Annotated in this window: 26 protein-coding genes; 12 read left to right on the plus strand and 14 right to left on the minus strand. The window is 43.4% G+C overall.

Translation table 11 applies throughout. The annotated features are described in order from the left end of the window. Positions 1-160 precede the first annotated feature (160 nt). The 3 genes from NAF17_RS14835 (at position 161) to NAF17_RS14845 (ending at position 3,576) form a co-directional block, all read left to right on the plus strand. On the plus strand, positions 161-1,135 hold the full coding sequence (locus NAF17_RS14835) for a lysylphosphatidylglycerol synthase domain-containing protein (RefSeq protein WP_252758788.1): 975 nt from the start codon (positions 161-163) through the stop codon (positions 1,133-1,135). Next, positions 1,119-2,249, plus strand: coding sequence for a glycosyltransferase family 2 protein (locus NAF17_RS14840; protein WP_252758789.1), 1,131 nt, complete (start codon positions 1,119-1,121; stop codon positions 2,247-2,249). Before NAF17_RS14835 ends, NAF17_RS14840 begins: the two co-directional genes overlap by 17 nt. A gap of 88 nt (positions 2,250-2,337) precedes the next feature. Continuing rightward, positions 2,338-3,576 carry a PP2C family protein-serine/threonine phosphatase gene (locus tag NAF17_RS14845; protein WP_252758790.1) on the plus strand — a complete coding sequence of 413 codons (1,239 nt, stop codon included), beginning with the start codon at positions 2,338-2,340 and terminating at the stop codon, positions 3,574-3,576. A 79-nt stretch (positions 3,577-3,655) separates the two neighbouring features. On the opposite strand, the gene radA is transcribed toward NAF17_RS14845, so the two are convergent. Beyond that, complete coding sequence (gene radA / locus NAF17_RS14850) at positions 3,656-5,101, minus strand: DNA repair protein RadA (RefSeq protein ID WP_252758791.1); 1,446 nt, start codon at positions 5,099-5,101, stop codon at positions 3,656-3,658. Positions 5,102-5,507: 406 nt separating this feature from the next. On the opposite strand from radA, the gene NAF17_RS14855 reads away from it, so the two are divergent. Continuing rightward, positions 5,508-5,807 carry a hypothetical protein gene (locus tag NAF17_RS14855; RefSeq protein WP_252758792.1) on the plus strand — a complete coding sequence of 100 codons (300 nt, stop codon included), beginning with the start codon at positions 5,508-5,510 and terminating at the stop codon, positions 5,805-5,807. Between the two features lie 97 nt (positions 5,808-5,904). On the opposite strand, the gene NAF17_RS14860 is transcribed toward NAF17_RS14855, so the two are convergent. From NAF17_RS14860 to NAF17_RS14875, 3 genes are all read right to left on the minus strand, one after another. Beyond that, entirely contained in the window at positions 5,905-7,455 is a 1,551-nt protein-coding gene (locus tag NAF17_RS14860; RefSeq protein WP_252758793.1) for an Rne/Rng family ribonuclease, read from the minus strand. Between the two features lie 227 nt (positions 7,456-7,682). Continuing rightward, on the minus strand, positions 7,683-8,534 hold the full coding sequence (locus tag NAF17_RS14870; protein ID WP_252758794.1) for a tetratricopeptide repeat protein: 852 nt from the start codon (positions 8,532-8,534) through the stop codon (positions 7,683-7,685). A 5-nt stretch (positions 8,535-8,539) separates the two neighbouring features. Beyond that, positions 8,540-8,842, minus strand: coding sequence for an HU family DNA-binding protein (locus tag NAF17_RS14875; protein WP_252758795.1), 303 nt, complete (start codon positions 8,840-8,842; stop codon positions 8,540-8,542). Between the two features lie 174 nt (positions 8,843-9,016). Here NAF17_RS14875 and mutY point away from each other — a divergent pair, with 174 nt between their 5' ends. The 3 genes from mutY (at position 9,017) to NAF17_RS14890 (ending at position 12,301) form a co-directional block, all read left to right on the plus strand. Then, entirely contained in the window at positions 9,017-10,060 is a 1,044-nt protein-coding gene (mutY, locus tag NAF17_RS14880) for an A/G-specific adenine glycosylase (RefSeq protein ID WP_252758796.1), read from the plus strand. Positions 10,061-10,083: 23 nt separating this feature from the next. Next, positions 10,084-10,506, plus strand: a complete 423-nt coding sequence (locus tag NAF17_RS14885; protein WP_252758797.1) for a single-stranded DNA-binding protein — start codon at positions 10,084-10,086, stop codon at positions 10,504-10,506. 259 nt (positions 10,507-10,765) lie between these two features. Beyond that, a complete protein-coding gene (locus tag NAF17_RS14890; protein WP_252758798.1) occupies positions 10,766-12,301 on the plus strand; it encodes a serine hydrolase domain-containing protein in 1,536 nt (511 codons plus the stop codon). A gap of 493 nt (positions 12,302-12,794) precedes the next feature. Here NAF17_RS14890 and NAF17_RS14895 read toward each other — a convergent pair whose 3' ends face one another. The 8 genes from NAF17_RS14895 to aspS form a co-directional block, all read right to left on the minus strand. Continuing rightward, the gene (locus tag NAF17_RS14895) at positions 12,795-13,274 is read right to left on the minus strand and encodes a nucleotidyltransferase (protein WP_252758799.1); all 480 of its coding nucleotides are present in this window, start codon (positions 13,272-13,274) and stop codon (positions 12,795-12,797) included. Then, positions 13,271-13,474, minus strand: a complete 204-nt coding sequence (locus NAF17_RS14900) for a hypothetical protein (protein WP_252758800.1) — start codon at positions 13,472-13,474, stop codon at positions 13,271-13,273. The genes NAF17_RS14895 and NAF17_RS14900 overlap by 4 nt, the downstream gene beginning before the upstream one ends. 212 nt (positions 13,475-13,686) lie before the next feature. Next, positions 13,687-13,923: a protein tyrosine phosphatase gene (locus NAF17_RS14905; protein ID WP_252758801.1), complete on the minus strand. Its 237-nt coding sequence runs from the start codon at positions 13,921-13,923 to the stop codon at positions 13,687-13,689. Positions 13,924-14,006: 83 nt separating this feature from the next. Beyond that, positions 14,007-14,663 carry a hypothetical protein gene (locus NAF17_RS14910; RefSeq protein ID WP_252758802.1) on the minus strand — a complete coding sequence of 219 codons (657 nt, stop codon included), beginning with the start codon at positions 14,661-14,663 and terminating at the stop codon, positions 14,007-14,009. A 1-nt stretch (position 14,664) separates the two neighbouring features. Continuing rightward, complete coding sequence (locus NAF17_RS14915) at positions 14,665-15,972, minus strand: amidohydrolase (protein WP_252758803.1); 1,308 nt, start codon at positions 15,970-15,972, stop codon at positions 14,665-14,667. A gap of 79 nt (positions 15,973-16,051) precedes the next feature. Further along, the gene (locus NAF17_RS18170) at positions 16,052-16,174 is read right to left on the minus strand and encodes an FKBP-type peptidyl-prolyl cis-trans isomerase (protein WP_256474530.1); all 123 of its coding nucleotides are present in this window, start codon (positions 16,172-16,174) and stop codon (positions 16,052-16,054) included. Between the two features lie 132 nt (positions 16,175-16,306). Next, entirely contained in the window at positions 16,307-16,774 is a 468-nt protein-coding gene (locus tag NAF17_RS14920; RefSeq protein WP_252758804.1) for an FKBP-type peptidyl-prolyl cis-trans isomerase, read from the minus strand. Between the two features lie 20 nt (positions 16,775-16,794). After that, positions 16,795-18,549 carry an aspartate--tRNA ligase gene (gene aspS, locus NAF17_RS14925; protein ID WP_252758805.1) on the minus strand — a complete coding sequence of 585 codons (1,755 nt, stop codon included), beginning with the start codon at positions 18,547-18,549 and terminating at the stop codon, positions 16,795-16,797. Between the two features lie 423 nt (positions 18,550-18,972). Here aspS and NAF17_RS14930 point away from each other — a divergent pair, with 423 nt between their 5' ends. The 5 genes from NAF17_RS14930 to NAF17_RS14950 all read left to right on the plus strand — a co-directional run bounded on the left by NAF17_RS14930 (position 18,973) and on the right by NAF17_RS14950 (position 25,768). Beyond that, on the plus strand, positions 18,973-21,438 hold the full coding sequence (locus NAF17_RS14930) for a TonB-dependent receptor (protein ID WP_252758806.1): 2,466 nt from the start codon (positions 18,973-18,975) through the stop codon (positions 21,436-21,438). 3 nt (positions 21,439-21,441) lie between these two features. Next, positions 21,442-22,056 carry a nicotinamide riboside transporter PnuC gene (gene pnuC / locus NAF17_RS14935; protein WP_252758807.1) on the plus strand — a complete coding sequence of 205 codons (615 nt, stop codon included), beginning with the start codon at positions 21,442-21,444 and terminating at the stop codon, positions 22,054-22,056. Further along, positions 22,046-23,143 carry an acyl-CoA dehydrogenase family protein gene (locus tag NAF17_RS14940; protein WP_252758808.1) on the plus strand — a complete coding sequence of 366 codons (1,098 nt, stop codon included), beginning with the start codon at positions 22,046-22,048 and terminating at the stop codon, positions 23,141-23,143. The genes pnuC and NAF17_RS14940 overlap by 11 nt, the downstream gene beginning before the upstream one ends. Before the next feature lie 179 nt (positions 23,144-23,322). Further along, the gene (pafA, locus tag NAF17_RS14945) at positions 23,323-24,981 is read left to right on the plus strand and encodes an alkaline phosphatase PafA (RefSeq protein ID WP_252758809.1); all 1,659 of its coding nucleotides are present in this window, start codon (positions 23,323-23,325) and stop codon (positions 24,979-24,981) included. Positions 24,982-25,144: 163 nt separating this feature from the next. Continuing rightward, positions 25,145-25,768: a thiamine phosphate synthase gene (locus NAF17_RS14950; RefSeq protein WP_252758810.1), complete on the plus strand. Its 624-nt coding sequence runs from the start codon at positions 25,145-25,147 to the stop codon at positions 25,766-25,768. A 165-nt stretch (positions 25,769-25,933) separates the two neighbouring features. Here the strand turns inward: NAF17_RS14950 and NAF17_RS18365 are convergent, their stop codons facing one another. Together NAF17_RS18365 and NAF17_RS14955 are read right to left on the minus strand one after the other, a co-directional pair. Continuing rightward, on the minus strand, positions 25,934-26,092 hold the full coding sequence (locus tag NAF17_RS18365; protein WP_370341346.1) for a GNAT family N-acetyltransferase: 159 nt from the start codon (positions 26,090-26,092) through the stop codon (positions 25,934-25,936). Between the two features lie 9 nt (positions 26,093-26,101). Further along, positions 26,102-26,413, minus strand: a complete 312-nt coding sequence (locus tag NAF17_RS14955; RefSeq protein ID WP_252758811.1) for a GNAT family N-acetyltransferase — start codon at positions 26,411-26,413, stop codon at positions 26,102-26,104. Positions 26,414-26,432 lie beyond the last annotated feature (19 nt).

Genomic DNA, 26,432 nt, shown 5'->3' on the forward strand with positions numbered 1-26,432 from the left:
GTAATATATCAATTCATTTTCTTTAGGCATGGCTACAAACAAAACTATTTGCCGCCTGTATTAACAGCGTATCATCACAATTTTAAAAGCATGGTTATAATTACTACCCATTACTCCCCGCTTATAGCTTGCTTTTTGTAACATTGCACAAATTTTAAGATTGACAGCCTCCGCAAAAAAAACAGTTTCGTACCTTATTAAAGCAACTATACTTGTTTTAGCAGGCCTGTTTATATACAATAAGTTTTTAGGAAAAAACCACAGCTTTAAACAGTTCGAGGCATTAATTGCTGTCATCAGCCGCAACCAGGTTATTTATACGCTTTCGGCGGTGGTACTGCTTATGGCTGTAAACTGGTTCCTGGAGAGTTTGAAGTGGCAGTACCTTGCTAAAAAGCTAACAAACATTTCCATTTGGGTTGCTATTGAAGCCGTTTTTTGCGGGTTAACCTGGGCCGTTTTCACCCCAAACCGTATTGGCGAATATGGGGGCCGCGTAATGTTCCTCCCAAACCGTAAACGTATCCACGGGGTGTTTGCCATGGCCGTTGGTGCGTTCGCCCAAAACGTCATCACCAACCTCGTGGGCATAACCGCTTCTTTATGGTTCATTTATTATTTTTTGGATGTTAACCTTTGGCTTTACCTTTTGCTTTTGGTGCTATCTACGGTATTTTTGAGCCTTTTTTTGGTGTTTTATTTCAATATAAAATGGCTTGTTGATTTGCTGGACAAAATTGGGTTCCTAAAAAAATATCATCGCTTTTTTGAGATCATGGGGCGATACAATACGAACGAACTTTTGACTGTGATTGGATATAGCCTTGCCCGTTTTTTTGTGTTCTCTTTCCAGTATTACTTGATCATCCACTTGCTGTTGCCTGATATCCCCTTTGTAGAGATGATGTTAACGGTGTTTGTGTTCCTCTTTATCCAGTCGGCCATACCATCGCATGATCTTTTAGATATTGGGGTACGAAGTTTTACGGCTATGCACCTGTTTTTATATATAACCAACCAGCAAATAGCTATAATTGCAGCGGTATCGTGTATTTGGTTAATTAACCTCATCATCCCTGCCATAATAGGTTCATTATTTGTTTTTAAAATGAAATTTTTTGATCGCACTGTATAGCATTGCTTCTTTATTACTTGCGGGCTTGTACCTGTTAGTTGTTGCCTACCTCATAAAGGGATGGGCCGCGTTAAAACGCCCGCTCATCAGCACAACCGGCTTTACAACCAAAGTTACTATCCTTATCGCCGCGCGTAACGAGGCCGCACGCATTCGCCTAACCATAGACGATATCATTGCGCAGGATTACCCTAAACAGCTTACCGAAATTATTATCGTAGATGACCACTCTACTGATGATACAGCTAACATCATTCGCAGTTATGCCGCACAGGGCGTAAAACTTTTACAGCTTAACGAGGATAAACCACTAAACTCTTATAAAAAAAAGGCCATTGCCGAAGCCATTGCCCTGTCGCAAGGCGAACTGATGGTTTGTACCGATGCCGATTGCCGCATGGGTACAAAATGGCTGTCATCTGTAATTGGTTATTACGAAATGCACCAGCCGGTCATGATCTCGTCTCCGGTAACTTACTTTGAAGAGAAAAGCTTGTTCGAGCTTTTACAAACCCTGGAGTTTTCATATCTGATAGGCATTGGTGCGGCTTTTATAGGTAATGGCCGTGCATCAACCTGTAACGGGGCTAATTTTGCTTACCGTAAAGATGTGTTTTATGAGGTTGGGGGCTTTAAAGGGATAGATGACCTTGCCTCCGGCGATGACGAGTTGCTGCTGCAAAAGGTGGCAGAGGTTTATCCGCAAAAGATAGCGTTCTTTAAAAACCGGGATGCGGTGGTATTTACCCATGCCAAATATACCTTGCAGGGTTTTCTGCAGCAAAGGCGCAGGTGGGCGTCAAAATCTACCCGTTATAAAGATAAAAAGGTGGTGGCGCTGGCTGTTTGTATCTGGCTGTTCAACCTGTCGCTGCTGGTAAATGCGGGATTAAGCTTTTACAGCCTTGTTTATCTGAAGCTTTTTTTGGTGCAGTTCCTGTTAAAGTATTTGATAGAGGTGGCTTTTTTATTACCGATCACAGCTTTTTTTAAGCGCTCTAATTTAGTGGGCCTGCTTATATTACTTGGCCCCATCCACATTATTTACTTTGTATATGTAGGCCTAATTGGCAATACCCGCAAATATGCCTGGAAGGGGCGTATTGTTAAATAGCAGTGGCAAATTTTCCATCGTTTAAAAAAAGCGATACATATCCTTTAAAAATGGAATATTTCGCTATTTTACGCTACCTAATTTAATAATGCTAAATAACAACGATACTTCTGGTGAAGATGAATTGATCAGACTGCTGCTTAAAAGGCAGTCGGAGTTGAATTCGCTTTTGGAAGTAACAAGGGCTATAAACAAGAACACCTCAACCCCAACATTAATTCAAATGCTGGAGGTTATCCTCAAAAACTATTTACAGGTAGGAAAATTCCGTTTCCTGATAGAAAAGGACGGCGTATACAGCTGTATCTCTAAATATGGCGGCGAGATTGAAAGCGCCGTTACCCTAAACCATACCTGGGCGCACTTAAGTAAAATTAAAGCCCCTGCCGAGCTTACCAGCCATGCCGATAAGATATTAAGCAGGTATAATTATTTTATCCCTATTTACCACAAAAACAAAGCTTTAGCGTTCGCGCTCATCGGAGATTTTAATACCTCGGGCGATATGTTGAACAATGACCTGAACTTTATCCAGACATTGATCAACGTTATTGTGGTGGCGTTAGAAAACAAAAAACTTTTTCGCGAACGCCTGCAAGCCGAGCGTTTTCAGCGCGAAATGGAACTGGCTGTTGAAGTGCAGAATATGCTGATACCGCTTAGGGAGCATAAAGAAGACAGCGTAGAGGTTGGTGCCCGTTACCTGCCCCACCAGGACATAGGCGGCGATTATTTCGATTTCTTCCGCATTAACGAAGCCGAATTTTTATGGTGCGTTGCCGATGTATCAGGCAAAGGTATTTCTGCTGCGTTGCTGATGGCAAATTTTCAGGCAAGCCTGCATGGCCTGACGGCGATAGAAGAAGACCTAACTACGGTTGTGGAGCGGTTAAACAAAATTATGATCAGGAATACCAAAGGCGAGCGTTTTATAACGCTGTTTTTGGCCAAGTATAACGAGCGCACCCGTAAGCTTAACTATATTAACGCGGGCCATAATCCAACTATATTATATTCGAACGGGGAAGCCATCCCGCTGAAACTGGGTACCACCATGATTGGCGCCTTTGATGAATTGCCATTTTTAAACGAAGGCGAACTTGACCTGGAGCCGGGCAGCCTGCTGTTTAATTATACTGATGGTTTAATGGACCACGAATCGCAAAACGCCAAAAACTGGAGCGAGGAAAAGCTACTTGAATTTGTGATAGCCAATGGAGAACTTACCCCCGACGAGTTTAACGAAACCCTGATGAACCACATTAACCAGGTTGTAAAAGGTAAACCCATTGATGATATTACGTTGCTTACATTAAGAATTTCGTGAAATTTTTCTCCTTATGTCATTTCGAACGAGGTACGAGGAGAAATCTGGTTAGATAAGACACGTTGTTGAGCGCTGAGTATTACCCGAACAACAACCCAAACACCTCCTCTATCCTGCCTACAACTTTCACATCGATGGTATAACGCGATAGGTCGAGCCGTTTTTTATCTTTCGCGGCGGTTGGCATATTGTATTTAGAGATAAAGATTTGCTCGAAGCCAAGCTTTTGCGCTTCGGCTATTCGCTGTTCCACGCGGTTAACGGCACGGATCTCGCCAGATAAACCTATCTCACCCGCGAAGCAGGTTTTTGCCGGAATGGGGATATCCTCGTGCGAGGAGATAATTGCCGCGGCCAGGCCCAGATCAATAGCGGGGTCCTCTACACGGATCCCGCCGGTGATATTCAGGAACACGTCTTTAGCGCCAAGGCGGAAACCACAGCGTTTTTCTAATACGGCCAGCAACATGCTCATTCGTTTGGTATCAAAGCCCGTAGCGGTTCGCTGGGGCGTTCCGTAAGCGGATGTGCTCACCAACGCCTGGGTTTCTATCAGCATTGGCCTCATGCCCTCTAACGTGGCCGATATGGTGATGCCGCTTAAGGGTTCGTCCCGTTGGGATAATAAGATCTCTGATGGATTAGACACCTCGCGCAAGCCCTCGCCCAGCATCTCGTATATACCGATCTCTGATGATGAACCGAAACGGTTTTTGATGGTACGCAATATGCGGTAAACATGGTGGCGGTCGCCTTCAAACTGCAGCACGGTATCAACCATGTGCTCCAATATTTTTGGTCCGGCTATCATGCCATCCTTGGTGATGTGGCCAATTAAAAATACCGGGGTGGACGTCTCCTTAGCAAAACGCAAAAGTTCAGCAGTACATTCCCTCACTTGTGATACACTGCCCGGGGTAGATTCTACATGCGATGAATGCAAGGTTTGGATAGAATCTATCACCAAAATATCCGGCTGTAACGCCTCTATCTGTTTAAATATGTTTTGGGTTGAGGTTTCAGTCAGGATAAAACAACCTTTGCCAAATTCATCCTTTAATTCTTTGTTCTTCGCTCTTTCCTGTTGGGTATCTAACGACACCAAACGCTCCGCACGCATCTTTATCTGGTGGTCGCTTTCCTCGCCCGATACATACAACACTTTTACATTTGGCATATTAAGCGCCAGTTGCAGCATCAGGGTAGATTTACCGATGCCCGGTTCGCCTCCTATTAAAACTAACGAACCGGCTACAATGCCACCACCTAATACCCGGTTAAATTCTTTATCGGGCGTAAGCAGGCGGTGTTCTTCCTTAAATGTAATTTCGCCCACCTCAACAGGTTTGTTAGCCCTTTGGGATGATGCAGGGCTCGCCTTCCAGTTGGGTACAGATGCGTTCGATTTCTCTAAAATTTCTTCAACAAAGGTATTCCATTGCTGGCAGCTTGGGCATTTACCCAGCCACTTAGCAGATTCGTAACCACAGCTTTGACAGAAATAAGCGATTTTAGATTTAGCCATTTGTTTGATATGCAGAATTGCTGCGGATAAATTTAAAGATAATATACCAAATGCTAAAATTATTAGGATTTTATGGTTAAATAGAATTAAATTGCATTATATAAATACGAAGTATAACCCCGGCAAATTCTTTTGACATATTTTAAACCGATACAATAAGAATTATCAGTAAAGACAAAGGCAATACTTTTCTGACATTAAAAGCACATGTAACTTCTGACAAATAAATTAATATGAATTAGATGTTACTATTTTTGATGGAAACTTCATTGAAAGAGATTCGCCTAACAATCGCACAAAATTTTATCTAATACTTGAAGCAATTTATCCTAATGGTTTAACACCAATACCAGCCCATTATATTTTAAAAGTTAGTAAAACAACGGCAATTTATTAAGGTAGTTATTTGAAAAATGTTTATAATTTGAATGGGCAAAATATTCGTGTGTATAACAACTCAAATGAGCATTCAACTCCTCATTTAAATGAGGAGAGTGAAAGCGGGTTTAATTTGCTTAAAGGCGTTAGAGATAATAAAATAACAGATAATGAAAAACGTTTGGTTCTTTTAGAAGAAATGCACCAATCAAAAGGGAGCGGTAATTACTTAGCAAAGAATACAAATTTTATAGCTAATTCTACTAATTATATGACGTTAATAAGCCCATTTATTCCAGCCCGGACAGCCCTTATATCTGGGCACTAAGTATTTTAGTTGATTTTCTGTCCAACATCTGCCATTAACAAAAAAGAGCAGATGCTTTTTAAAACATCTGCTCTTTCTATATCTGCCTTAAGGCGTCTTACAACTTAATCTCTTCGTCTTTCGCAGAGAAGAAATGGAACTCGGTGATCTGGTAAGCGGGATTGCTCCTCATTTTTATCCACTGGTTGTATTTAAAGTACCATTTCATTTGGCGGTTAAATAACCCTTTTTTAATGTATGCCTCAATGTACGGGTGTACACAAAGTGTAATGTTTTTCTCGTTTTGCTCTTCAAGTATGTAATTGAAGTTTGTTTCAATATCATCTATCAGCAATACGGTTGGCCTTATAGTACCGGTACCGCCACAAGCAGGGCAAACCTCGCTGGTAACAATATTCATTTCGGGCCTTACACGCTGGCGTGTAATTTGAATGAGGCCAAATTTGCTCGGCGGCAAAATGGTGTGCTTGGCACGGTCATCCGCCATTTGGGCTTTTAGGTAATCAAAAAGCTCTTTGCGGTTGGTTGGCTTGTGCATGTCAATAAAATCGACAACCACTATACCACCCATATCGCGCAGGCGCAACTGGCGTGCTATCTCTTTGGCCGCTTCCTTATTTACCTGGTACGCGTTCTCTTCCTGGTTCTCCTTATTAGCTGTACGGTTACCGCTGTTTACGTCAATAACGTGCAGGGCTTCTGTATGCTCAATAACCAGGTAGGCACCGCCGGCAAGGTTTACCGTTTTCCCAAAGGTCGATTTTATCTGCTTATCCACACCATGGTGCTCAAAAATAGGCTCCTTGTGTTTATGTAAGCGTACAATGCCCTCTAAATCGGGAGAGATCTCGTGTATGTACGACCTAACCTCTTCATACATACTCTGCTCATTCACATAAATATTCTGAAAATCGGGGTTTAAGATATCCCTCAGGATGGTAGATGTACGGCCAATTTCACCTAAAACCTTTTTAGAAGGTTCGGTGCCATGCAGCTTGGTAACAAATGTTTCCCATTTGGATATCAGGTCTAACAGATCCTTCTGCAACTCGGGCACACCTTTACCTTCAGATACGGTGCGTATAATAACGCCGAAATGCTTAGGTTTAATGCTTTCAACCACCTTGCGCAGGCGGTTGCGTTCCGTATTGCTCTTGATTTTTTTTGAGATAGATATCACCTCAGAAAAAGGCACAAGTACTACATACCGGCCAGCTATAGAGAGGTCGGAACTTAAGCGGGGGCCTTTTGTTGAAATTGGCTCCTTAGCTATTTGTACAGGTACAAGCAGGCCTTTTGATAATACATCAGAGATCTTGCCCCCTTTGTTAATATCAGCATCCGGCTTAAAGTTATCTAAAAGCTTCGATTGGTATCCACCGCTACGTACTTGTTTTGTAAGCTTAAGCAGGCTTTGTACCTGCGGCCCCAAATCAAGGTAATGCAAAAAGGCATCCTTCTCATAACCTACATCCACAAATGCGGCATTCAGGCTCGGCATAATTTTTTTAATGCGGCCTAAATATATATCGCCAACAGTATAATTGTTAGTGATATGCTCTTTGTGGAGTTCTACAAGTTGTTTGTCCTGTAATAATGCAATAGTAGCCCCGTTGGGGGATGAATCGATAATTAATTCCTTTATCAATTGCTACTCCATTTCTTAAAACGGTGCAAAATTGCACCGCGAGTTAATAAGTGGGTAAAAAACTCACATAAAAACCCCGGCACAAGCCGGGGTAATAAACTACCTAAGCAGCCTATTTTTTCTTATGTCTGTTTTTTCTTAAACGCTTCTTGCGTTTGTGGGTAGCCATTTTATGTCTCTTACGTTTTTTACCGCTTGGCATAGTAATAATGTTTAAATGTGATTATTTATTTCTTTAATTCCTTTATATACTCATCAATGCGCTGCCCTGCAGAAGGGTCGCCCATAATATCTTTGCATTTTTCATAAGCGGCAATCGCTTCTTTCTTTTTACCCAGTTGCTTATAGCTTTCGGCTAAATAAAAGTATGGTTCAAGTTCTTCTTTTTGCGCAATAAGCGTTTTAAACCTTTCAACCGCTTTTTCGTACTGGCCGCTCTTCATGGCAAACATGCCTAAATTTAGCAGCGCGTCGTGGTTGTTAGGGTCTTGTTTTACTACATCAAGCAAAAGTGCAATACCCTGCATTGGCATAGCGCCGCCGTTTACATAAGCAACACCTAAACCTGTCTTAGCCTCAAGGCTGGCAGGCTGTAGTTTGATAGCATTTTTGAATGCGTCAACGGCATTTACTATATACGTACCCTGTGCCGATGTATCTTGCGATAACTTGTAAGCAGCATTAAAACCTTTTCCTGCGTCTAACCAATCTGCTATGGCATTGCTTTTATGGGCAATATCCAGGTAGTAGAAAGCTGCCGGGGCGGGCTGTGCAACGCTAGCCCATATTTTGGCTATTTGCCTTTCCAGGGTAGCTTTGTCAGCATCGCCTGCTGTTTTAAGCTTATTTTCAAGTGTGCTTATTTGTTTTGCAACAGAAGCATCAATATTGACCTTGGCCGATGCTGATACTGTAGCCACATTTATATTAGCGTTTGCCTTAACCATTGGTGCAGCGCCCGCAGCAGCCTGGCCACGTGTTGCAGCTTTGGCTTGCGACAACCCTTTTACCGGTAACGAATACAAATAGCCCATAATAGCAACTACTGCTACACCTACGACTATCTGTTTAACTTTCATACTAATTATTTGGTTGCGTTAGTTGTTTTGTTGCCGCTTCTTACTTTCTCAACAAAAGTTTTAGCCGGTTTAAAACTTGGTACAAAATGCTCAGGGATTATAATGGCAGTGTTTTTTGAAATGTTACGGGCTGTTTTTTTAGCTCTCTTTTTAACTACAAAGCTACCGAAACCCCTAACGTATACGTTTTCGCCGCCAACCATTGAGGTTTTAACTACTTTGAAAAACGCCTCAACAGTTTCCTGCACGTCCACTTTTTCTATTCCTGTTTTAGATGAGATTTCAGCTATAATTTCTGCCTTGGTCATATCTTGTTTCCTTTTATTTAAATGTATAAATACTTAACTGTTTTGGGGTTGCAAAAGTATCGCTTTAAAATTAAAGAATAAAATAAATAGCAGATTTTTTTTCGAAGGGGGCAAAATGGGCATTTTTCAACCACAATTATGATACTCAGATGATAAGGCGTTACTTTGCAGAAGATGGATTTTAATGCCGAACTGGTAAACTGGTATAACAATAATAAACGCGATCTGCCCTGGCGCAATACTACTGATGCTTATATAATATGGCTATCAGAAATTATATTACAGCAAACCCGTGTAAAGCAGGGTATGCCCTATTTTTATCGCTTTGCAGAAAGATACCCAACCGTAACTGCCTTTGCAGCAGCGCACGAGGACGAAGTGTTACGATTATGGCAAGGACTGGGTTATTACTCGCGAGGGCGTAATATGTTAAAGACGGCGCAGCTCGTTCAGGAAAAATACAATGGGGTATTCCCGGTAAAATATGATGAGCTGATAAAACTTAAAGGCATAGGCGAATACACAGCTGCCGCAATTTCCTCATTTTCGGCTAACGAAGCGAGGGCGGTTGTAGATGGTAACGTTTATCGGGTGCTGGCGCGATATTTTGGGGTTGATGAGCCGATAAATTCGCCAAAAGGCAAAAAAATGTTTCAGCAAATGGCGGATGGGCTGCTTAATAAGGAGCAACCGGCAGCGCATAACCAGGCCATGATGGAGTTTGGGGCGATGCTGTGCAAGCCAAAAAATCCGGCCTGCGGTATTTGCCCTTTAAGAGTAGGGTGTGTTGCTTTCAAAACAAACGCAACTGGATATTTGCCTGTGAAATTAAAGACGGTTAAAATCCGCAAAAGATTTTTTAACTACATGTTAATTTCTGACGGTAAAAAGATTTTGATTAAAAAGCGCGGCGAGGGCGATATTTGGGCAAATATGTACGATTTGCCATTGATTGAAACGCCTGAATTAATGGAGGCCGTTGAGGTTTTAGCCCTGCCGCAGATGAATGTTTTTGGACGTAATGTTGCTTTAAAGTACAATTCGGCTGTAATTAAGCATGTATTAACACATCAGCATTTATTTATCAGATTTTTGGTACTGAAAGATTTTCCCGAAAAATTGCAGGAAAGTTGGGTTATTACAGGCGTGGAAGAGTTGGAAAACTTAGCGCTCCCAAAAGCTATTTTTATATTTATAAAATATTTTTTTAATTTCTAAACAATTCTTCGTTATTTTATAGTATGTCTGGAATTAATAAAGTAATACTGGTTGGGCATTTGGGAAAAGACCCTGAAGTACGCCATTTAGAGGGTGGGGTTGCAGTGGCAAGTTTCCCGCTAGCAACGTCTGAAACATTTAACAAAGATGGCCGTAAAGTTGAACAAACCGAATGGCACAACATTGTAATGTGGCGCGGCCTTGCTGATGTTGCAGCTAAGTTTTTACAAAAAGGCAAACTGGTTTATATAGAAGGTAAGCTGCGTACACGCTCTTTCGAAGACAAGGAAGGCATTAAAAAATACACTACCGAAGTAGTTGCTGAGAACTTTACCATGCTGGGCCGCAATACCGATTTTGAGAATGATAGCTCTGCTAAACCGGCCCTTAAAACATCAGACACCGACGGTTACCGCAACAATGATGCAGACGACCTTCCATTTTAACCAATTATAATTCTGTTCATAATTTTAAGCCCTGCCGGTAACTAGACTGCCTCTGGGCTTTTGTTTTTGATAAAATAACGAATATCGAATTTCTCGCAGTTGCCTGGTTTCACCAAGTGTTCAAAAAGGGGTACGCCGTTCTGAATATCGAATGATGAAGTATGAAATTTATTGATCGATACCCTCTTTTTACAAATAAATAAATCCGCTTTAAATTTTTCGTTAAATTAGTACCTCAAAGCCTGTAAAAAAAACCTGCATGAAAAAATTATCTCTTCTTATTATCGCTCTTGTTTGCTTTACTACCGTTAACGCCCAAAATATCGACAGGAGTAAATTTATTAAGGACAGTCTCGATCTATACATTAACAAAGCCCTTACCAACTGGCGCATCCCGGGCGTAGCGGTTTGTATCGTAAAGGATGGCAAAATTATATTGATGAAAGGCTACGGTATTAAAGAGCTTGGCCTACCCGGTAAAGTAGATCAGAATACGCTATTCATGATAGGCAGCAATACCAAGGCCTTCACGGCAACTGCATTAGCTATGCTACAGGCCGAAAAGAAGATCTCCCTTGATGAAAAGGTAACCAAATATATCCCGGAGTTTAAGCTGGATAACAAGCCTGCAGGCGAAATGGCCATAGTAAAAGATTTGCTGAGCCACCGGTTGGGTTTCCGCACCTTCCAGGGCGATTTCACCTTTTATAATACCAACTTAAACAGGCACGAAGTAATAGAAAAGCTGGGCAAAATGAAGGCCACTTACCCCTTCCGTACTACATGGGGATATACTAATTCGGCATTTTTAACAGCCGGCGAGATTATACCGAGGGTTACCGGCAAACAATGGGAAGTGTTTTTAAAGGAAAGCATTTTTGCCCCGCTTGGGATGACCAATACTCTTGCCCTTACTGCCGAAATGCCCAAAGCGCTTAACCGCACTGTTCCGCATACCTTAATTGATGGGCGACTATCTGCTATACCGTACTGTAATATTGATGGTTTGGCGCCTGCGGGTAGTATCAGCTCATCTGCAACAGATATGGGTAAATGGGTAATGGCCTTGCTTGATAATGGAAAGGTGGGCAATAAACAGGTGATCCCCGCCGCTGCAATTGCGGCTACCCGCCAACCGCAGGACTTTGTAAGCAGCGTAAGCCACTTAAACGGAGAAATAGGCTTTGAGCTGTACGGCCTTGGCTGGCTTTTGCAGGATTACAGCGGCCGCCGCCTGGTAATGCACGATGGTGGTGTTAACGGCTATGTGTCATCGGTTACGTTGGTACCTAAAGAGAACCTGGGCATCGTTATCCTAACCAATACCGACCAAAACGCCCTTTACGAAGCTATGCGTTGGGATATTTTGGACGCTTTCTTTAAAAACAAAAACAACCATTACAACGACACTTATTTGGGATATAATAAAACGAATACAACCAACTTCCAGGCTATTGATAAAAAGATGCGCGACAGCACTTTGCTGAACCTGAAGCCGCAACTATCTACAGGCAAATACAGCGGCAAGTACGTGAACGACCTATACGGCAGCCTGGAAATTACCCCCGGCGATGCCGGTAATGACCTGGAGATCCGCTTTGAGCACCACCCAAAAATGTTTGCCCGTTTGCAGCCCCTTGGCGCTAACCGCTTCTACGTAACCTTCTCCGATCCGGTATTGGGTAAAGCCATATTTCCATTCACAGTTGTGGATGGCAAGGTAACCGGGGTACGCGTTAAGGTAGCCGACTTTGTAGAGTACAACGCCTACGATTTTAAAAAGGTGGATAAATAGACGCCCATGGGGATGATAAAATGTTCACGTTCACGGTATGAACACATACACTAATATTTGTAAATAACAGATAATTAGATATTTAAATATTTGGTTACTGACAAAACAGCGCCACCATTTACTATTAATTTTTTCAGGGTAAAAATTAATAATTAAACCGGCCTGCACCCGCACTTAAAACGACCTCGGGTGATACCCTGATAGTGACCAATTACAACCAATCCGCCAATCCCAATTTTAAGATCTCTATTAATTCCGGATCGTTAAATTGATAATCGTCCGGCGACTGGTATTTAAACCATCGGACCGAAGAACAGCTATATCGTCTTGCAAGGCAGGCAGGATATGATCAACTAAACATTACTGTTGGGCGAGAGCCAGAAAACGTAAATCCATTTCTCCACTTGAGAAAATAGCACATTCATGACTGTCATAAATCAGCTAACCACAAGGAATTTAAACTAAGAAAAAAAATGATTATAATGGTTAATGCTTATGTAGTGCTCCCTTTTTCTTGTTGTATTTTTTGTAATTCTTCTATATCCGCTTTATCCTTTAATCTACCAGTGTTAAATTTCGACAATACAAGGTCGCTTAAGTGAAGGAACGGAATTTTTACGCCATCAATATCTGCAATAATTTTTCTCTGATCTGCTTGCTCAAACTCAATCATGCTAATTCTGGTCAGGAAATCTACTTTTTCCGGTTCGTCCCACATCGAAAAGACAATATGTTTTTTAAAATCCAGTTCAGCAATATGCAGTATGTCTTCTTCATCAAAGTTCATTTGTCTTAGAACATCTAACAATTTCAACTTATTTACATTATCTGGTCTTAGCCACAAATCCACATCGCCAGTGCTTCTTGCATAGCCATGAAATATTACAGAATAGCCACCAATTACAATAAAATCAACTTTCTTTAATAAAAGCTCCTTTAGTAAGCCTTGATGTTTTTCAATAAACAGGTTCATCCAGCGGTGATTATTCTAATTTTACCTGTTGCAGTTCTACTCTTTAGGTCTTCCCGGCTTACTTGATATACACGTAAAATAAGTTCAACAGTATGTCTTAAACGATCAATAGGTGATTGCTTGATGATATTCTGAATTTCAGTTGCTTTAGCTTCTTCAAATGAGTCGAAAATTCGTATCCTGTCTTTTGTCTTATTCATCACAATACCATTTAGTAAAATATATACAGCTATCAGTATACTATTTGTTTTCCCGGGCCTTCAATAAACACTTGTAAAACACTTCTTTTTCCGCATAACGCTTCTTAAGTTTTTCTACTTTGTTTGTTGTAATATTTCTATAGCTTTAATTAGAATCAAACGTAAATATATGTATTTCCTGAATGATATTACGGATTTTAGCCCCATATCAATTACAACCAATCCGCCAATCCCAATTTTAAGATCTCTATTAATTCCGGATCGTTGAATTGATAATCGTCCGGGATGTTTAGAACGATGAGTTGCTTCTGGTGGATGTCAAATCGTTGTTTGACGATGTCCCGGTGTTTATAGTCCATCACAAAAACCACATTGGCCCAATCCATTAATTTTTGGTTGAGCTTAATGCGCGCCTTATCACTGGTACCTGCGCTGCGCGCATTGTGCAATTGATGGCCTTTAAACAGCAGCTCGGCAGTGGGGCTACGCCATTGGTTTTACTGCAGATGAAGAGAAGGTTGGGCACGGAGTATTAACTAACTACTAAAATACGTATTGCGGCGGTTGCTATTAAAACCATTATAGCAAGATAGAAAATGATTCTGCCTTGCGCCCTGTCACTTTCAATATAACTGTAAACCTGCTCGCCATTGGGCAATGTTTTTTTACTGCTAAATAAGTGCCAGCCAATAAACGCGCCTAAAACACCACCAAGCAAAGCAAAAATATAACCGATTATGATCCATGTTCCCTGTGGCTTTTCGGGTTCTTTTAAATCATCCAGTCGTTTGTTATTCAACTGCTTTACGGTTTCGTCTGTAATATTAACACCCCGTTCCTGGAGGATCTTAACAGCCAATAAATTATCAAACAGGCTCCATTCGTCAGGTTTAGAAACCAGTTCTGTAAGTTCTTCGTTGGTAAAGGCGTATAAATAATGGTCTGTATCAGTGGCGGCAACGCTTTGGCTTTCCTGGGTTTTTAGGATCTCATTTAACTTTGTAAAATCATCAGCACTAATTTTAACAGCATAATCTTTTGCTGTTTCGTCAGTATAAAATGTGGGGTTAAACAATGTTGATTCTTCCTCAATTTTGTAAGGGATGTTATTTCTCTCTAAAACGTTAGCAAGGTCGCTTGCCAATGCCTCATCGTTAAACTTTTTATAGGTTATTAGTTCAGTGTTCATCTTATTTCCCATTCCCCGCCATATAATCCAGTGTCAAATTACACAAGGCTTTTACACCAAGCGTAAAGCCGCTTTCATCCAGATAAAAATCGGGCGTATGGTGCGATGGCGCTGTTAAGCTATTGCCGCCTTTTGGCATCCCTCCTAAAAAGAAGAATATGCCGGGCACCTTTTGCTGGTAAAAGCTAAAATCCTCCGCACCGGTAACGGGTGGGCGCAGCAATACGTTTTCCTTGCCTGCGGTAGCTTCCAGCGTAGGCAGCATTTTGGCGGTTAAGGCTATATCATTAAACGTAACGGGATATTTATTACTAAACGGGATCTGTACCTCGGCTTTGGCGCCGTATGCTTCGGCGGTTTTGGTGGCAATACGTATTACGTTATCGGTGATCAGTTTTTCATCGGCATCGGTAAAGTATCGTACCGTACCTTGCATTTTAACACTCTCGGGGATGATATTAAAGCGCGAGCCGCCGTTTATTAAACCGATGGTAACAACAGCCGGGTTTTCGGTAACGTTGATGTTGCGGCTTACAATGCTTTGCAGGCTGCTGATGATTTGTGCCGATACCACAATTGGGTCAACACTGCTCCACGGGTAAGCCCCGTGTGCCGAGCGGCCTTTTACAATGATCTGCAGGTCTTTTACGCCTGCCATGGTACCACCCGGGCGATAAACTATTTTACCCACTTCGGTTTGCGAATTGATGTGCAGGCCAAATATTACATCAACCTTTGGGTTTTCCATTACGCCCTGTTTTACCATTTCTTCGGCACCGCCTTTTTCACCAAGGGGTGCACCTTCTTCGGCCGGCTGAAAAATGAATTTCACCGTACCATGCAGGTCTTTTTTCATAGAGGATAGCACCTCGGCAACCGCCATCAGGATAGCCATGTGCGAATCGTGCCCGCAGGCGTGCATCACGCCAACTTCCTGCCCGTTATATTGTGTTTTTACTTTTGATGCGAAGGGCAGGTTTACCCGCTCGGTAACCGGCAGGCCATCCATATCTGCCCGTAGTGCAACAACAGGGCCGGGCAGGCCGCCTTTTAAGATGCCCACCACACCGGTAGTGGCAATGCCTGTTTTAACCTCGATACCTAACGATTGCAAGTGTTTGGCAATAATTACCGATGTGCGCACCTCGCGGTTGCCCAGCTCCGGGTGTTCGTGAAAATCGCGGCGCCAGGCAATTATTTTGCTTTCCAGCGCATCGGCCTTAGTACCGATCGTTTTTTTTGTGGCTGAGTTTTGGGCAAAGCCCTGTAGAACGGAAATACAAAAAAGAAGGGTTAAAAGCTTTTTCATTGCTGCGGGTTTTGTGCAGTAAGATAAACCTTTAACCCTAAAATATAAAATAGGATAATGTAGATGCCTGTTTATAAAATTAAATAGGCGTAACGACAGTACTGTCTACTGCCTTAACGGTAATGGTAAATATCAGTACCGAATTAGGCGGGATAGGGCCATTTGCATATTGCCCGTAAGCGAATGCCGATGGAAGTATCAATTTTAGCTTGCACCGCGGTATCAAACGGTGGTGTTACCTCTTTTAAGCATAAAGCAAAGCCCACTTCCAATACGCTTAGTATAAATAAGTATTTTTTTATACGGGTAGCCGCTATGGGTGTTTTTTATAATTTTAATTAAAGCTTAACAAATCAATAGTAAACACCAATACTGAATTAGCAGGTATTGCTGTGCCGGGAGATTGGTTGCCGTACCCTAAAACTGATGGTATAATTAACAGGATGCGACCGCCTTTTTTTATTTTCGGGATTCCTACTTGCCATCCCTTTATTAAATTCGATAATTGACTGGTAAGGTTGGCCGGTTGCGCAAATACACTTCCATTTAAAAGTTTGCCTGTATAATTTACGGTAACGCTACTTGTAACAATAGGGCTGGTACCCGTGCCTTCGGTTAAAACCTGGTAATATAACCCGCTGTCATCTTTTGTAGCAGTAATACTTGGGTTGGCCTTTAAATAAGCCTGGATGGCGGTTTCATCTTTTGCGGCCTGTGCAGCAGCATCAAAGGTATCTCCTTGCTTTTTGCATGATGCAAAAACGGCAACAAATAAACTTAGTATGAGTATGGTTTTTTTCATGTTATTAATAACGTGTAAATTTAAGCAGGTGATACAGTTGTTTTAATTTTTAATTCGTTTAACTGTGTATCAGCAATGGTTGACGGCGAATCGATCATCACATCGCGGCCCGAATTGTTCTTAGGGAATGCGATCACATCACGGATAGAATCGAGGCCTGCGAAGATCGATGTCAACCTGTCGAAACCGAACGCGATACCCCCGTGCGGAGGTGCGCCGTATTCAAAGGCATCCATTAAAAAGCCAAATTGCTTTTGCGCTTCTTCATTAGAAAAACCAAGGTGCTTAAACATCAAAGCCTGTAATTCACGGTCGTGGATCCTTATAGAACCACCGCCAATTTCGGTACCGTTTATAACTAAGTCGTAGGCGTTTGCACGTACGTTTTTAGGGTCGGTATCCAATAAGGCGATATCTTCCGGCTTAGGTGAAGTGAACGGGTGGTGCATGGCATGGAAACGCGAGGTTTCTTCGTCCCACTCTAGCAGCGGGAAATCTAACACCCAAAGCGGCGCGAATTTATTTTTATCGCGCAGGCCTAAACGCCTGCCTATCTCTAAACGCAGCTCGTTTAATTGCTTGCGTACTTTATCGGTTTCGCCGGCTAAAATTAATATCAGATCGCCTTTTTCTGTTTCAAGAGCGGCGCTCCATTTTGCCAGTTCTTCTTCGTTATAAAATTTATCTACTGATGATTTTAGGAGGCCGTCCTCGTTATGGCGGGCGTAAATTAAACCGGTAGCGCCAATTTGCGGGCGTTTCATCCACTCGGTCAATTCATCAATTTGCTTGCGGGTATAGTTGGCGCAACCTTTAGCATTGATACCAACAACCAACTCGGCATTGTCAAAAATGCTGAAGCCCTTGCCTTTAACCACATCGTTCAGTTCAACAAACTCCATCCCAAAACGGGTATCGGGTTTATCTGAACCGTATAAACGCATAGCATCGGCGTATTGCATGCGAGGGAAATCGCCAAGCTCCAATCCTTTTACGTTACGGAACAGGTGGCGGGTTAACCCCTCAAATATATTCAGGATATCTTCCTGGGTAACGAACGACATTTCGCAGTCTATCTGGGTAAACTCCGGCTGGCGGTCGGCACGCAGGTCCTCGTCCCTAAAACATTTCACGATCTGAAAGTAACGGTCAAAACCGCTTACCATCAGTAATTGTTTAAAAGTTTGTGGCGATTGCGGTAGGGCGTAAAACTCGCCCGGGTTCATTCGACTTGGCACCACAAAATCGCGCGCACCTTCAGGGGTCGATTTAATAAGCACCGGGGTTTCTACCTCTATAAAATCCAATCCATCTAAATACTTACGAATCTCTTGTGCCATTTTGTGGCGCAAAACAAGGTTGTTGCGGATAGGGTTACGGCGCAGGTCTAAGTAGCGGTACTTAGCGCGCAGTTCCTCGCCGCCATCGGTATCATCCTCAATCATAAACGGAGGGATCTTGGATGAATTCAATATCTCCAATTCGGTTACGGTAATTTCTACCTCACCGGTTGCGATCCTGGTGTTTTTGTTAGAACGCTCTACCACGGTGCCTGTAACCTTAATTACAAACTCGCGGCCCAGCTGCTTACCGGCTTCACGCAGGTCGGCGTCGGTATCGGTATTTAAAACCAGTTGGGTTAAACCATAACGGTCGCGCATATCTATAAATGTGGTGCCGCCCAGGTCCCGAGATTTTTGAACCCAGCCGCAAAGGGTTACCGTTTCACCTAAATTGCTGATATTTAATTGCCCGCAGGTGTGTGTTCTAAGCATAATTCCTTCTTTTAAAAGTTTGCAAAAGTAGGTTTTTAGACCGAAAGTCCGAAAGTTCGAAAGACAGAAAGTGTTTAAAGTACAACAATCATATTGTTTTCTTGCGGACTTTTCCCGACTTGCCGACTTGCGGACATCAAAATAACATATATATTTGCCCCATAATTCTCAAGGGGTGCCTTGCTTTGAGCAATCAAACTGAAAGACAGGCTGAGATCAAACCCATTGTTTTTTAAAAAGTTAAAAGTCAAATTAATAAGTCGCGAAGTGTGCACGCTTTAGATTTTTGATAGGCTTCCAACTTTAATAAAAGAACATGCACCTGATCCGGGTAATGCCGGCGTAGGGAGAGGTAACAAGTTAAGTGTACTGCCATGATACCCTGATGAGCAGATGGTTTAACTAATTTTATTATTTAACAATTTGAAAAATTTATTTGCGGCGCTTATCGCCCTGCTGCTGCCTGTTCTGGCATCGGCCCAATTTTCCATCAGCGGAAAAGTAACTAATCAAGCCGGCGAAGCTTTGCCCGGCGCAACGGTAACCATTACCAACCCGGCCATCAACACCCAAACGGATGTTAAAGGCAATTATCAAATTGGCGACCTGCCCGCAGGCTCCTACACCATTAAAGCCAGTTATATTGGCTACCAAATTTCTACGCAAACTGTTAATTTAGCGGGTAAGCAGGTTATTAATTTCTCGCTTACCAATGCTGTTTTCAGTGCCGAAGAGGTAACAGTTACGGCCACCCGCGCGGGCAAAAACTCACCAACGGCATTTACCAACCTCAGCAAAAAGGACATCCAAAAAAATAACTTTGGGCAGGATCTGCCATACATGCTAGCCCAAACACCGTCGGTTGTGGTAAGTTCTGATGGTGGTACCGGCATCGGTTATACCGGCATCCGCATCCGCGGTAGCGACGGTACCCGTATCAACGTTACCGTTAACGGTATTCCCTTAAATGATGCCGAAAGCCAGGGCTCGTATTTTGTGGATCTGCCCGATCTTACCTCATCTGTAAATAACATACAGGTGCAGCGCGGCGTGGGTACGTCCACCAATGGCGCGGGCGCTTTTGGCGGTAGCATCAACATACAGACTAATACCCGCAGGGATACAGGCTTTGCCGATATCAACAACACCGTAGGTTCTTACGGTACGGTAAAAAATACCGTAAGCCTGGGCACAGGTTTGTTAAACGGGCATTTTAGTTTTGATGGCCGGTTATCCAGGATCCGTTCTAACGGGTATATCGACCGTGCATCATCAAACCTGCGTTCGTTTTTTTTGAGCGGAGCTTATTACGACCAGAAGAGTACGTTAAGGCTGAATGTATTTTCGGGCGTGGAGCGTACCTACCAGGCTTGGAACGGAGTGCCCGATTATGTTATTGGCGACCCAACCCGCAAGGATAGCCGCACTTATAATGAACTTGGCCTGATGCCCGACGGCACGTTTTATAAAGACCAGGTGGATAACTATCAGCAGAACCATTACCAGTTATTATACGATAGGAAATTAACCGATAAACTGGCCTTTAGCGGCGCGCTTCACTATACTAAAGGATTTGGTTATTACGAGGAATTTAAAGCAGACCAGGCTGTAACCAAATATAAATTAACACCGGTTGTTGTTGGCGGTACGCCTATTACCCGTACCGATCTTGCCCGTCGCCTGTGGTTAAATAATGATTTTTACGGCGTTACATACGCTTTAAAATACCAGGCACAAAGTAACCTGAACTTTACACTTGGTGGTGCATATAACCGCTACACCGGTGCGCACTATGGGAATATCATTTACACCGCGCAAAGCGCAGGAATTACACCAAACTATGAGTACTACCGCGATAACGCCAAAAAAACCGACTTCAATATTTTTGGCCGTGGCGAATACAAATTGGGTGATGTAACCCTGTTTGCGGATCTGCAATACCGCCGGATCGATTATTCCTTCTTAGGTTTCGACAGAAATTTGAATAATGTGCAGCAGGACGCCAAGCTGAATTTCTTTAATCCAAAAGCAGGCATCACTTACGAAATAGACGAGCATAACAATGTTTACGCATCATTCGCCGTGGGTAACCACGAACCTAACCGGGATGATTATACCAACTCTACCCCGGCCAGCAGGCCCAAGCCGGAGAATCTTAAAGATTTTGAGGCCGGTTACCGTACCAGCGGCGATGTATTTAAAGGGGGTGTAAACCTGTTTTATATGTTGTACAAAAATCAGCTGATATTAACCGGAGCCCTAAACGATGTAGGTTCGGCAACGCGCATCAATGTGGACGATAGCTACAGAGCAGGTATTGAGGTTGACGGCCGCGTGAAGATCACCCAACAATTAAGCTGGGCGGCAAATGCCACTGTAAGCACAAATAAGATCAAAAACCTAAGCCGCACCCTAGCCAGTTATGATGACGGCTATAACCCGTTAACCCCGGTAACGCAAACATTTAAAAAGACGGATATCGCGTATTCTCCTTCATTAATAGTAGGTAGCGAAATAGCATATTCGCCAATACCAAATGGCAGCATCGCCTTTGTAAGTAAGTATGTAAGCAGGCAATTTTTAGATAATACGGGCAACGTTAACCCAACAGGTATCAGTACCTCGCCGGATGTTGCCAATAACCCATACGCGGTTAACCGGTTGCTGAAAGCCTACTTTGTTAATGATGTAAGGCTGAGCTATAACATCCACACCAAAGCCATTAAAAACATTGGTTTAGGCTTATTGGTAAATAATATATTCAGTAAAAAGTACGAGGCCAATGGCGCTACCTATCCCGAGGTGGATAGCGGCGTACTGGTTAATTATAACTACTACTTCCCGCAGGCGCCGCGCAACTTTTTGGCATCTGTTAGCTTAAGTTTTTAAGTTATGCAAAGCTGGGTAGACTTGTTTATAAACCAGGTAAAAGCAACTTCCTTATTGGAATGGACAGCCGTTATTTTAGGGGTGGCCGAAGTGCTGCTGGCAAAAGCAAATAAAGTGTGGCTATACCCAACGGGTATAGTCGCTACTTTAATATCCATATACCTGTTGCTCAACTTCGGGCTTTATGCCGAGTGCCTGCTTAACGGTTACTATGTAGTCATGAGCTTTTACGGGTGGTACTACTGGATAAAAAAGAAAAACGAACCGCCTGTTAAAGTAAGTTACGCCAACGGGCAGGAGTGGATAATTACCTTACTTATTGTATTTGTAGGATGGGGCGTTTTATACCTTATCCTCGTAAAATTCACACCATCTACAGTCCCTGTTTGGGATGCATGGGTATCATCGACCGCTTGGGCAGGCATGTGGCTTTTAGCAAGGCGAAAAATAGAGAACTGGGTGCTGCTGAACGTAAGCAACCTGTTTGCTATCCCGCTGCTTTATCATAAAAACCTGGCCATGTTTGCTGTGCTAACCCTGATATTGTTCATCGTAGCTATCTTCGGTTATATTGAGTGGAGAAGGATAATCAGAAAGGAAGCTATAAATGCCGGTTAATATAAAGCATCCATCAGCATTACTAATGCCCGGGTGGGTAGAAACCATCCGCAAGAACGCGCCTGAGGCCGAAAAACTTGGCAAGCTACACCCTGCGCAATTAGAGCTGGTTTACCAGCAACAATGGTTTAACCTGCTCTCGCCCAAACAATACGGCGGACTGGAAACCCCTTTACCCAAACTCATCAAAACAGAAGAAGCCTTGGCTTGGGCCGATGGCAGCCTGGGTTGGGTAGTTACCTTATGCTGTGGCGCGGGTTGGTTTGGCGGTTTTATCGATCCAAACATCGCGCAGCAGATTTATAGCGACAAGCAAGCGTGCCTTGCAGGTAGTGGCGCACCTACGGGTACAGCCACAATTACCGGAGAGGATTACATAATTAACGGTAGCTGGAAATATGCCAGCGGGGTGCACCATGCCACCTATATTACGGTTAACTGCAATATCATAGATGGCGATAAGCCCATTTTAGATACAGACGGCAACCAATTGATATTGCCGTTTGTATTAGACAGAAAAGATGTGCAGCTACAATCCGGCTGGAAATATATAGGGATGATAGCTACCGGCAGCGATGCCTACTCGGTTAGCGATTTATACGTGGATAAAAGCCGTTGCTTTAAAATAGACGCTAATGCCGCGGTGATCGATTCACTACTTTATACCTATCCGTTTCTGCAACTGGCCGAGGCTACCCTTGCCGCAAACCTATCTGGTTTGGCGGTACATTTTATCGACCTCTGCAAGCCCGCTTTCGACTTTAAAGCGACCAACATCCGCCGGGTAGACGCCGCCAATGTTTTAGTGATGGATGAAGCTTTAAAATTGGCCACTGAATTGCTTAATCAAGCAAGGGCAACCTTTTTTGCTACCGTAGAAACATCGTGGAACAATCCGCAGGACGATGCGTTGTTAAAAGAGGTAAGTAATACCAGCCGGGTATTAGCGAAAATAGCCCGTGAAAGCGTTGACGGACTTTTCCCTTATTGCGGCTTACTGGCAGCATCGCCCGATACCGAAATTAACCGCGTTTGGCGCGATCTGCATACGGCCAGCCAGCATAGTTTGCTTACGTTTTTAGAGTAGGCCTCATCCCAATCCTTCTCCAAAGGAGAAGGGCTAAAAAAGCACAAAGTTCAATGATTTAAGACCTCTACTTTGGAGAGGATTTAGGTGAGGTTACTTGCTTTTAATTATATGGTAACGCAAATATCACATTGTTTGTAAATTGCATTTGTGATATTTGCGTTTTAGCATCTACCCTCATGAAGATAAAAGTACTGCTTACGTTAACGTTTGCTATCGCTGTATTTAACTTATCCGCACAAAACAAAAAAACAACCGTTTCAGCTTCAACTACACTTCCCCGCCCTAAGTTAATGGTAGGTTTGGTGGTAGACCAAATGCGCTGGGATTACCTGTACCGCTATTATGACCGCTACCAAACAGGTGGTTTTAAACGGATGCTGAACGAGGGCTTTACTTGCGAGAACACACTTATTCCATATATTCCAACTGTTACTGCCGCCGGCCACACCTGTATTTACACAGGGTCGGTACCCGCTATACATGGTATTGCAGGTAATGATTTTGTGGTTCAAGCTACCGGTAAAACGATGTATTGTACGGATGATAGCACGGTAGTGGCAGTAGGCAGTAACTCTATCGCCGGTAAAATGTCGCCACGCAATATGCTGGCAAGCACCGTTACAGATGAATTAAGATTAGCTACAAATTTCCGGTCGAAAGTTATAGGCATAGCGCTAAAAGACCGCGGTGGAATTTTGCCCGGCGGCCATGCGGCAAACGCTGCTTACTGGTTTGATGATGCCAATGGTGCTTGGATCAGCAGCACTTATTACATGACCGAGTTGCCTGCCTGGGTTAAAGCGTATAACGCTACCAAACCGGCCGAGGCTTACCTAAAAAAGGACTGGAACACCCTTTACCCGATAAATACTTACGTGCAAAGCGCGCCGGATAACAGCCCGCGCTACGAAGGTAAATTTAGCGGTGCTGAAGCCCCGACCTTCCCGATAAAAACATCGGAATTATACAAAGGCAAAGCCGGCATGATCCGCTCTACCCCTTATGGCAACAGCATGACGCTGGACCTGGCGAAGGCCGCTATTGAAAACGAAAAACTTGGTGCCGGTTCAGTGACCGATTTCCTGGCCGTGAGCCTTTCGTCTACAGATTACATTGGTCACCAGTTTGGCCCTAACTCGGTTGAGGTAGAAGATACTTATCTGCGCTTAGATAAAGACCTTGCCGCGTTCTTTACTTATTTGGATGGAAAACTGGGTAAGGGTAACTACAGTGTGTTTTTAAGTGCCGACCATGGCGCGGCGCATAATCCAAACTATTTAATTGACCACAACATCCCCGCCGGCGTTTGGAACGAGGGTAGCGTGCTTACGCGATTAAACAAAATGCTGGAAGATAAATACAAGGTGAAAAACCTGGTAATAAACCTTGGCAATTATCAGGTTAACTTTAACAACACCGCCATTAAAAAAGAAAACCTGAGCAGCGACGCGTTAAAACTTGAAACTATCCAGTTTTTACAGAACGAACCCGAGATTGCTTACGCGGTTGATATGCAGCGCGTTCAATTGGCAACCATCCCCGAAGACCTTCGCGCCCGTATCCAGAACGGGTATAGTGCCGAGCATAGTGGCACTATCCAGATCATCCTGAAACCGGGATGGTACAGCGGCCACGGCCAAACAGGCACCACCCACGGCACCTGGAACCCGTACGACGCGCACATCCCACTGGTATTTATGGGCTGGGGTATCAAACATGGCAGCCTAACCCGCGAAACCCACATGACGGATATTGCCGCTACCATTGCCCAGCTATTACACATCCAGGCACCGAATGGCAATGTTGGTACTGCTATTGGCGAAGCGCTGAAGTAGGTTTAGTTGGAAAAGACCGGAAGTCAGAAAAGACCGGAAGTCGGAAAGACCGAAAGTCCGAATGACGGAAATGTTGTGTTACTTTTATAAACTATTACCGCTGGTTAACCCGGCGGTTTTTACTTTCGGACTTTCACTCTTTTCCGACTTACGGACTAAAATCATGAAAAAATACATCTCTAAATTCCATTATCTCACACAGGACCTGCCCAATCGTACGCACATAGAGCAAGCCCAAACTGCCTGCGAGGCCGGGGCGAACTGGCTGCAGTACCGGTGCATGAGTAAAGGAGATGAGGAGATGATTGCCGAACTGCACCAGATAGCCTCCATTTGCGATGACTGGGGCGCAACGCTGATCCTTGCTAACCATTACCACCTGCTTAATAAGGTAGATGCGCAAGGCGTACACGTCGAAGACCTAAATGCAGATTTCGCTGCAATCCGCGAAGCGATAACTGATGAAAAAACGTTAGGCGCATCGGCCACAAATATGGAGGGGTTATTAAGGATCCAAAACAGCGGCATGGTAGATTATTGCGGTTACGGCCCGTTTGCACACACCACTACTAAAGCTAATGATAAACCTTTATTAGGTTACGAAGGCTACCGCCAGTTAGCACAACACCCTATTGACATCCCCGTAATTGCTGTGGGCGGTGTTCAACTAAAAGATATTGACTTACTGATGCAAACCGGTGTGTACGGCATCGCGGTTTCATCGGCAGTAAACCTGTCGCCTGATCCGGGTGCTATGGTGAAAGAGATTTACAGGAAGATTTATTAGATTTTACACGTTTGTTATCCCGATCGTTAGCGAAGGAACTATTATTGAACTGTGCATAAACGATTTGCATGGTGGCGATTAGATGCTTCGCTAACGCTCACATTACAAGGGTGATTATTATTTTTATAAGCCACATAAACAGGCTCATTCATCACTTCCCCGGCTTTAACCACCGTTTGTTTTAATACCTCCTTCAATATATCCGGCTTTTTCCAACACCCGCATAGATGCCTTGTTTTTACCGAAGATAAACGCCGGGATGCAAATAATATCAAAGTTTGTGAAAGCGTATTCAGTAAGTAATTTAACCGCTTCGGTAGCAATGCCGCGGCCTCAATATTGCTCGCTGAGCCAGTAGCCAATCAGCGGCGATTTCCGGTAAACATCAGCCCTAAATTCTAAACTAATACCATCGGCAATCTCGCCGTTTATTTCTACAGCAAAGTTGGTAACGGTTAGCTTGCTGATCATAAGATTGATAAAAGCTCCCGCATCATCTAAAGAATGTGGCGACGGGAACCTGTCCAATAAATAAGCCGGCACCTTTGGATTATTGGCGTGTTTTTGCAGGGCAAGTGCATCCGCAAGGCCGAATGGGCGCAGTATAAATGGGTTTCCTTTTATTTCCTTTTTGTAACAATCCAAACGTTAAAAACAGTAATAT

The sequence above is a fragment of the Mucilaginibacter aurantiaciroseus genome (assembly GCF_024055595.1).
In the GTDB taxonomy this organism is placed as follows: Bacteria; Bacteroidota; Bacteroidia; order Sphingobacteriales; family Sphingobacteriaceae; genus Mucilaginibacter; species Mucilaginibacter aurantiaciroseus.